Source organism: Pedobacter sp. 01T416_2 (assembly GCF_056398925.1).
Map to the genome: position 1 here is coordinate 1 of NZ_JBFTQI010000189.1, position 8,517 is coordinate 8,517.

At 41.2% G+C, this 8,517-nt stretch carries 5 protein-coding genes and 1 pseudogene; 1 reads left to right on the top strand and 5 read right to left on the bottom strand.

The window, feature by feature from the left end:
- Positions 1 to 128 precede the first annotated feature (128 nt).
- The 5 genes from AC1DPQ_RS10225 to AC1DPQ_RS10245 all read right to left on the bottom strand — a co-directional run bounded on the left by AC1DPQ_RS10225 (position 129) and on the right by AC1DPQ_RS10245 (position 7,775).
- Positions 129 to 290 carry a hypothetical protein gene (locus AC1DPQ_RS10225; RefSeq protein WP_477584923.1) on the bottom strand — a complete coding sequence of 54 codons (162 nt, stop codon included), beginning with the start codon at positions 288 to 290 and terminating at the stop codon, positions 129 to 131.
- Positions 291 to 413: 123 nt separating this feature from the next.
- Entirely contained in the window at positions 414 to 1,499 is a 1,086-nt protein-coding gene (locus tag AC1DPQ_RS10230) for a Gfo/Idh/MocA family oxidoreductase (RefSeq protein WP_477609116.1), read from the bottom strand.
- A gap of 8 nt (positions 1,500 to 1,507) precedes the next feature.
- Positions 1,508 to 2,962 (bottom strand): Gfo/Idh/MocA family protein, encoded by a 1,455-nt coding sequence (locus AC1DPQ_RS10235; RefSeq protein WP_477584921.1) that lies wholly within the window; start codon positions 2,960 to 2,962, stop codon positions 1,508 to 1,510.
- A 30-nt stretch (positions 2,963 to 2,992) separates the two neighbouring features.
- Positions 2,993 to 6,466 (bottom strand): 3-keto-alpha-glucoside-1,2-lyase-like domain-containing protein, encoded by a 3,474-nt coding sequence (locus AC1DPQ_RS10240; RefSeq protein WP_477609118.1) that lies wholly within the window; start codon positions 6,464 to 6,466, stop codon positions 2,993 to 2,995.
- A 22-nt stretch (positions 6,467 to 6,488) separates the two neighbouring features.
- Positions 6,489 to 7,775 carry a Gfo/Idh/MocA family oxidoreductase gene (locus tag AC1DPQ_RS10245; protein ID WP_477578349.1) on the bottom strand — a complete coding sequence of 429 codons (1,287 nt, stop codon included), beginning with the start codon at positions 7,773 to 7,775 and terminating at the stop codon, positions 6,489 to 6,491.
- A 225-nt stretch (positions 7,776 to 8,000) separates the two neighbouring features.
- Here AC1DPQ_RS10245 and AC1DPQ_RS10250 point away from each other — a divergent pair.
- Positions 8,001 to 8,517: pseudogene (locus AC1DPQ_RS10250) on the top strand (hypothetical protein); the annotation flags it as partial.

Below are 8,517 nucleotides of genomic sequence, written 5' to 3' on the forward strand. Positions count from 1 at the left end.
ATACAGGCTAACTCAATTGTATGCTTAAAAATGACTACTCCACAACTTTTGGTATTGATCCCAATCTTCTTCAACATTCGAATAAAAAACACAATTCTTAAGTAAAAACGCCCTGTTTTTATCGTTCATTACTTTGGAAGAATGGTTACAATTACTCTTTTATATAGGCTTAGCCGGGGTGTTCCGTTATCGGTAACCTTCAAGATGAAGTGAGTAGTTTGAAGACTACCTACCTCTGGCGCTTTTAATTCTGCAATAACAGACATGTTTTCTGCCGGAGTGACCGCTATATTATTTTCGAGCTACATAGATGCTGACCACGAAGTAGCTATTAGGCCTTTAAAACAATAAAAACTGCTAATAAAACAAGTTCAGCAGGACGACCGCAGCAATCGAAATGACGAGGAAGAATTTTATTCTAACCTGATCATTTCACCTGTTTTTACCGATTCATCGCAGGCAAAAGCAATCCTTAAGCTGTTTACAGCATCTTCAGTAGCGTCATTTAAATTGATATCTTCTGTAATGGCTTTTAAGAAATAACGTTGCTCGCGGTTGCACAGTTCCTGATGATCGGGCTCATCGGTAAGGTCTACCCATTCATCAGCTTTGCTGAATTCATCATTGGCATCTAAATCGGCATGATGTATTTTAATCGATTCGGTTTTGGTATGCGCATCAATGTTATCAGAGTTTCCGGCTGCACCTGCTTTTTTAGCCGTGATAGATACTGATCCCTTTGGACCAAAAACATCTTTAATAAAAAAAGCATTATCACTCACCATCGGGCCCCAGCCAGCTTCGTACCAACCGATAGAACCATCTTCGAAACGAATTTGCAGCTGCCCGTAATTGTAATTCCACTCCGGGATATCGTCAGTAAGCCTGGCACCAATGGCACTCACCTGTACAGGCTTCGATCGGGTCATTTGACACATAATATCGATATAATGAACGGCACAATCAACAATTGGGCTTAAACTTTTCATCAGGTTACGGTGCACCATCCATTTAGGTCCATGGCTCTGTTGGTTCAGGTTCATACGCATCACCAAAGGTTTTCCCATTTCCAGGGCGAGCGCTGTAAATTTCTCCCATGAAGGATGATAGCGGAGGATATAACCCACTAATAACTTTTTATTCGCTTTTTTAGCAGCTTCTGCCACCTTTATTGCACCTTCTACGCTATCGGCCAATGGTTTTTCGATAAACACATGGCAACCATTTTCGAAAGATTTTATGGCATAAGCTTCGTGTGTATCGGGATAAGTAGAAATGCAAACGGCATCTGGTTTGGTTATTTCAAGTGCCTCATAAAAATCAGTATACAAATCATATTGTCCACCTAATTTTTCATTAAGCTTTTCTTTGCTTTTACCGGTAGAAACCAATCCGCAAATTTCAAAACCGGGTAAGGTGTGATAAGCTGTGGCATGGGAAGCACCCATATTGCCACAGCCTACTACTAATACCTTTAAATTCTTATTTTCTGTCGACATACTAAATCTTAAACGCCCAACGTCCAGCCTTTACGGTATTCGCGTTTCACAAATTGATTTACCTCGTTAAAATTGGTCACCTTCATATTTACTTTATCCCAAAGCATTTTGATATCTCTGCCCGGGTAACTGATTTTGCCAGCTGCATCTCTGCGCTGTACATCTGTTCCTCTAATGGCGAGATTAGCAATCAATAAAGTTTCGGTAAGTGGTCCGGCAATTTCAAATGGCGAGCTCAGTTCCATTTTTCCATAACCAGCAATGGCGGCTTCGGCAAATTGAGTATAATGGCCTTCTTCCTGATTAACGATACGCGGGATAGTGATTTTCGTTCTATCTGATTCGTTGCGCGAGAGTGGTAACAACTTTGGATTTTTACCATAGGTTTCGCAGATCATCTTACCTCTTGTGCCAATAAAAAGCACACCGTTATCGCCGAAGCTTTCATTAGGCCCCAATTCTTCTGGACGTTCCGGTTTAATGCCTCCATCCATCCAATGCACCTGAACCTCGTGTTTGGTTTTTGGGGTTTTGGCGAAGGTTAAAATGACGTGGCTTGATGGCGGGCAGCTTTCTGGCAAATAGGCACGTTTAAATTCATCAACATATACACTGCCTACGCTGCATTCTACGCTGATTGGGGTATCCAGGCCTAACACCCTAAAAGGAGGCTCTACCAAGTGACAGCCCATATCGCCAATGGCTCCGGTGCCGTAATCCCACCATCCCCTCCAGTTAAAGGGAACCAGTTTATTTACATATTCTTTATATGGAGCACTGCCCAACCACAAATCCCAATCGAGTTCTTTCGGTATTTCGGCTTTTCCACTTGGCCATGAGATTCCCTGTGGCCAAACTGGCCGGTTAGTCCAACAGTAAACGGTATGAACTTTACCTATCCTGCCTGCATCGTACCATTCCTGAAGTCTTCTTACCCCATCGCCCGAAGCACCCTGATTACCCATCTGCGTAACCACTTTATAGCGGTTTGCGGCTTCCGTTAACATTCTGGCTTCGTAAATATCGTGCGTTAAAGGTTTTTGCACATACACGTGTTTACCCAATTGCATAGCTGCCATGGCAATTTGTGCATGGGTATGATCGGGTGTTGATACCGTTACGGCATCAATGTTTTTACCTTCTTTATCCAATAACTCACGATAATCTTTGTAATATTTTGCCTTTGGGAAGTTTTTTAGAGAATTTGCAGCTCTTCTATCATCTACATCGCATAAAAAAGCAACATCTGTTTTTCCTCCCCTAACAATACTGGCAATATCGCCCTCTCCTTTTCCACCTGCACCTATTCCAGCCAATTGCAAACGATCGCTTGGCGCCAGAAAACCTGGCCCACCCAACACATGGCGGGGTACAATCATAAATCCAGCGGCAGCAAGTGCTGTTGTTTTAATAAAGTTTCTTCTCGAATTTTCTGTTTTCGAATTTGCCTTATCTTCTATCATTATTCAACCTGTTATAATGCTAAATTTAACTTATTTCTTTTTACCTGTAACTTTTGTATCAGTTTCTTTTTGATCTGTCTCTTTCTTGCTCAGATCCTTAATCCTGATGTTGCGGAACTGAACAGGAGAACCATGACCTAAGAAGCCTATATGCCCACTTTCACGTAATAAACCCGGATGTTCTTTATGATCTGGCGTGCCGTTTTTCTTAAATGGTTCGATATCGCCATCTAAAATTACGGTGCCGTTTAAAATCACTTTAATCTTCGATCCTTTGGCAATTACTTCTTCGTAGTTCCACTCTCCGGTAGGCTTTAAGAACCCTCTTTTGGCAGCGATAGTGCCATAAACCGAACCATGGTACTGGTACACTTTCAAGTCTTTATAAATTGGCGCATCATTATCCAGTATCTGCAATTCCATACCGGCGTAAGCAGCATCACCTTCTAAAGGAGCCCTGATTCCTAAACCGTTGTTTGCACCTGGCGTTAACTGAAATTCGAAACGATAAACAAAATCGCTAAATTCTTCTTTGGTGAATAAGTTACCGCCTGATCCTTTACCTGGTTTTGGACGGATAGCGATGTTTCCATCTTCGATAACGTAATCAGTAGTATTACCTGTCCAGCTGTGCATATTGGTTCCATCGAACAATACTTTATAACCTTCTTTTTTCTCTTGTACACTTAGCTCAAAAGGTTTTGGGCGGGGAATTTCTTTGATATAGATATCGCGGTAAGCCACCGGCGATCCATGCGCCTGCAATTCGATCTGCTCTTCTGCAAAGATCGGCAAACTTCTGTCCCAATAATTCTCCAAAATCACATTATCGGTCACCAATTGTCCGTTCAGATAAACGGTAACACGGTCGCCTTTCATTAAGATTCTGAATGTATTCCACTCATCTAACTTGTTGTCGGCTACTTTAAGCGGTTTACTTTCATTCGTTTGATTGTTGTACAAACCACCAGACCCAACCTGGGCACCCACTTTTGTACGGGCAAGATCCCAGATCTGTACCTGTGGCGTACCGCGGAGATAAATACCCGCATCACCTTCTCCTTTTTTATCGTCGATGATTTTCCAGTCTACCAACATTTCAAAATCGCCATATTTTTTAACGGTAGCAAGGTTATTGCCATGACTTTGAAACTGTAGTTCGCCGTTGATCACTTTCCAGCTTTCCTTTGCTTCGGCATCAGCTTTGGCTTGCGCTTCGGCTAAGGTTTTTTCATCCATTTTTGATCTTTTGATCGGATCGGCCACCAATCCTTTCCAGCCGGATAAATCTTTGCCGTTAAAAACCTGAACAAAGCCTTCGCCAGCTTTCATCTCAGAAATATACTTCCGCATACCTTCTTTCTGATAACCGGCATCGCCTCCGGTAATTACGGCAATGGTTTTATTTAACAAGCCTTTTACAATGTCGCCATTGTAAGTTCCGGCCATGGTAATATTCATCACCGCGTTTGCCGCAGCCTGTTGTAAAGTAGCATTATCTAAATACTGACCTGCAAATACAATCGCATTAAAACATTTTGCCTGTTCGGTATCTTTAAGAATCTGCTGTTGTTGTGCTGGTGTTTTAGCCACTGCCATCGCATTGCGCAACAATAGTAAGCGTTGCTCAGCTGGGTACTTTGTATTTCTTACTAAAGTTAGGTAACCCACAATCGCCTGGTTCAAAAAGTCTGGATTGGTGGTGGTACGCGCAATGCTGATCAATGCATCCGTTGCGCCTGCATCCGACCATGAAGAAAGTGCTTCAATTGCAGCTTTTTTGGTGGCGTCATCGCCTGTGGCATACGCTTCTAACACCGATTTTAACGATTGCTGGCCACCTAAACTGCCCAGCACCTTATAAAACAACAATTTCTTATCAGCAGGTGTATTGCTCATTTGCTGAAGAATGGCATTGGTTTGTGCCGCTTTATCTGTTGATCCTTTTACCGAAGCAATAATGGCATCTTGTACAGCAGTAAGTTCACCGGCATCGGTGGTTTTATTTAAAAGATCAAATAATTGCGCTTTATTTTCAGCTACTGCTACATGTTGTAATGAAAGGTATGCTGCTTTTCGTACTTCAGGTTTTTTACTGTTTAATGCAGTATAAATAACTTCCGTTTGGCTTGTTGCTGCACGGGCAGCTAAAATATTAATCAAGGCAACCTGTACTTCTGGTTTAGCTTTCGGAAGATAAGCGCCAACTTTATTGGCTACACTTTCGCCTTTTATTCTTAAAATACCATTAGAAATGCCGGCAATATCTGCTGTATCTCCTTTGCCCATTAACTTCAGCAGGTCGTCTATAACCTCTTCCTGTCCAAGTTTTACAGCGGTGTTAATTGCAGCCAGTTTTACCTGCTCATCGTCGCTTTTAATTAGTTTGAGTACGGCGGGCAATGCAGATTTTGCTTTGCTATTGCCAAGCATGTCTAAAATAGAAACCTGGGTTGGGGCATCAACCTTTTTTAACTGGCTTACCCAGACTGCACTATTGGTATCATTTACACCTGCAGCAGCGAATTTAACCGCAGCCGCACGAAATTCAAACTGTTTATCGGCCATTGCAGCTAACAAAGCCTGTTGATCGGTCTGTGTTGCAGAAAGTAATTTTAAGGCCGCAGTACGTTCGTTTACCTGATCGTCAGCCGTTGCTTTTTCTAATATTGTTTTGGCAATTGTTTCTACTCCAGTTTTATCTGTTGTTATGTTTTTCTGGGCGTAAACCAATAAAGCTGCAACCGCATTGGTTTGGTCGTATTTATAACCTGCTTGTTCAGCAGCTTTTACCAAAATTTCTTTTGCAGATGCATCGCCAATATTTGCCAGGGCATACAAACTTACCTTGGTTAATGCTTTATCTGTTCCAGTAGCTAATGGCGCAATAGCTGTAGCTGCTGCTTTAGCGTTAGTATGGCCCAATGCTTCCACAATGGCAATTTTTGCTTTGCCGTTTGCTTTACTCAAGCCACTAACCAATGCATTTGTAGCAGAGGCTGTGCCAATTTTGGCCAGTGCTCTCGATGCTTCGTCAGCCAGTTGTTCGTCAGCAAGATAATCTGTTAAACAGGCTACCGCAGCATCATTCCCTACTAAATCGAACTGACTGATGATAAATGCTTTGTTCTGTTTATCGGTTAGTTTGGGTAACGCTTTGCAATAAGCGCTGATAGCCATACTCTTTAAATTCTGTTGACCAGTTTTGGTCGCATAAGCAGTAAAACCACCGACCGCATACTCAATAAGGGCGTTGTTTCCTTTTTCAGAAGCGGTTAAACCACTAATTAAGGCTACRTAACCCTCTTCCCCTAAATCGGCCACTTCTTTCATATTGCGTTCTAGCTGGTCAGCATTTCTAGCGGGTAGCTGTGCCAATAAATCGGCAATACGTGTGGTTGTAGTTCTCTCGTCTTTTTTATCTTGAGCCAGGGCCCTTACCGTAAATAATGCATTTGTAAGCATTACAATGGCTAGCAGCACCAATAATATTTTTTTGTTCATGATGGTTTGTATTTGAGATGTTTTAAATAGAATATGGTGCACGCATTACGGGATTAATCAATCTGTTAGCAGCCTCATCATCTACGAATTCTTGCTTAACCGGGTCGAATTTTAACGATCTTCCCAATCTTAAGGCAGCCAAACCAATATTTACAATGTTGCATGAACGGTGTCCGTTCTCTTCATTTAAAGCGAATTTTTTCCTCGTCCTTACTGATTCTGAAAATTCTACAATCTCCGGATCAGGATCAGGGAATTGCGCCAGTTTACGTTCCAGATCAGGAATATCAGATTTAAAACCCGGATACAATTTACCTTTTGGACCTTCTATATAAGGTACATTGGTATCTTTACCTTCACCGTCTAAAATAATCTGGCAGCCATCGGCATAAGTATAGGTAATCCTGCGCCAAATGCCTACCGCATCGGTATGTTGTTGTGGTGCATCAACCTCTACAGAAATTGGGTTGGTATCATCCTTACCCAAAAAGTATTGAATCGGGTCGATATAATGTTGTCCCATATCACTTAATCCACCACCATCATAATCCCAATAACCTCTAAAAGTTTGGTGAACACGGTGTGCATTGTAAGGCTTATATGGTGCAGGGCCTAACCATGCATTATAATCTAATTCTGGCGGTACGGGTTGAGGTTCTAAATGATCTTTGCCCACCCAATAAAATTTCCAGTCGTAGCCGGTATGTTTACTTACGGTTACTTTTAATGGCCAGCCCAGCATACCACTATCTACCAATTTTTTAATCGGTTTTACAGTAGTGCCCATTCCGTAAAAGGTATCTTTAAACCTAAACCAGGTATTTAACCTAAACATTCTACCGTGCTGTTTTACCGCTTCTACCACCCTTTTGCCCTCGCCTATGGTATGTGTCATTGGTTTTTCACACCAAATATCTTTTCCTGCATTGGCAGCATCGACAGCCATTATACCATGCCAGTGTGGCGGGGTAGCAATGTGTACAATATCTACCTCAGGTAATTGTATCAGTTCTCTATAATCACTAAATGTTTTTACACCTTTATCTAACATTGATGCTGCTTGTTTAAGGTGGTTCTGATCAACATCACATATGGCTACTACCTGGGTACCTTCGTAGCCAAAATGGCCTCTGCCCATTCCGCCAACACCTATTACGGCTTTGGTTAATTTATCGCTTGGGGCAAGATATCCTTGTCCGCCCAATACATACCTCGGGACAATGGTAAATGCTGCCAGGCCAATCGCAGATTTTTTGATAAAATCGCGTCTGGTGTTTTGTTCATTTTGTGGTTCTTCTTTAGTTTTCATTTGTTTCTTGGTGTTGTAAAAACTTATATGATAGTTTGGTTCCAAAAGCATTAGGGTGCTGGAACATAGTGTTTACCAATCTGGTTAGATTAAAATTACAAGGTTAATGTTAATAAGAAATTATTGTAAAGACAAAACATCGTTGATTTCTTTACGTATTAAAAAAACTTTAATAAATTTTTAATAGAAGTTATCTATATTTATCGAAATAGTGCAATTAACGACATGAATCTTAGTCTATTAAATAACCTAACGTCAGATATTAACGATAAGCAGTCGATCCAAAAACACAAGCTCATAAAATACCTTTTTAATTTAGGGGCATCTTCAGTTTCTACTTTATGTGAAATTATGGAAATGAGTACGCCGAGTATCCTGAAGCTTCTGCTTGGCCTTATTGATGAAGGCTGGATAGAAAAGAAGGGCTATGGTTTATCTATTGGGGGGCGAAAACCCGACCTTTATCGTTTAAAGGATAAAAAGATTCTGATTCTCTGTATAGACATTGAATTATTTCATACCAAAATAGCCATTATTGACAACAATTATAATTTTGTGTTGGATGTTAAAACCATTTCAGTGCCTATTTCAAAAAGCAGGACTGATTTTTTCAATATTTTACGTACACACCTTCAGGATATCTTAAAATCGGCAGGTATTCAGCATAGGCAGTTTATTGGCTGCAGTGTTGGCATGCCTGGCTTAATTGATGCTGAAAAGGGAGAAAATTACAGTTATTTCC

What these genes read in the sequence shown, in the direction of transcription:
- AC1DPQ_RS10245 (WP_477578349.1), bottom strand. Translation starts at nt 7,775, where the DNA reads ATGAAAACTAAAGAAGAACCACAAAATGAACAAAACACCAGACGCGAT.
- AC1DPQ_RS10230 (WP_477609116.1), bottom strand. Translation starts at nt 1,499, where the DNA reads ATGTCGACAGAAAATAAGAATTTAAAGGTATTAGTAGTAGGCTGTGGC.
- AC1DPQ_RS10235 (WP_477584921.1), bottom strand. Translation starts at nt 2,962, where the DNA reads ATGATAGAAGATAAGGCAAATTCGAAAACAGAAAATTCGAGAAGAAAC.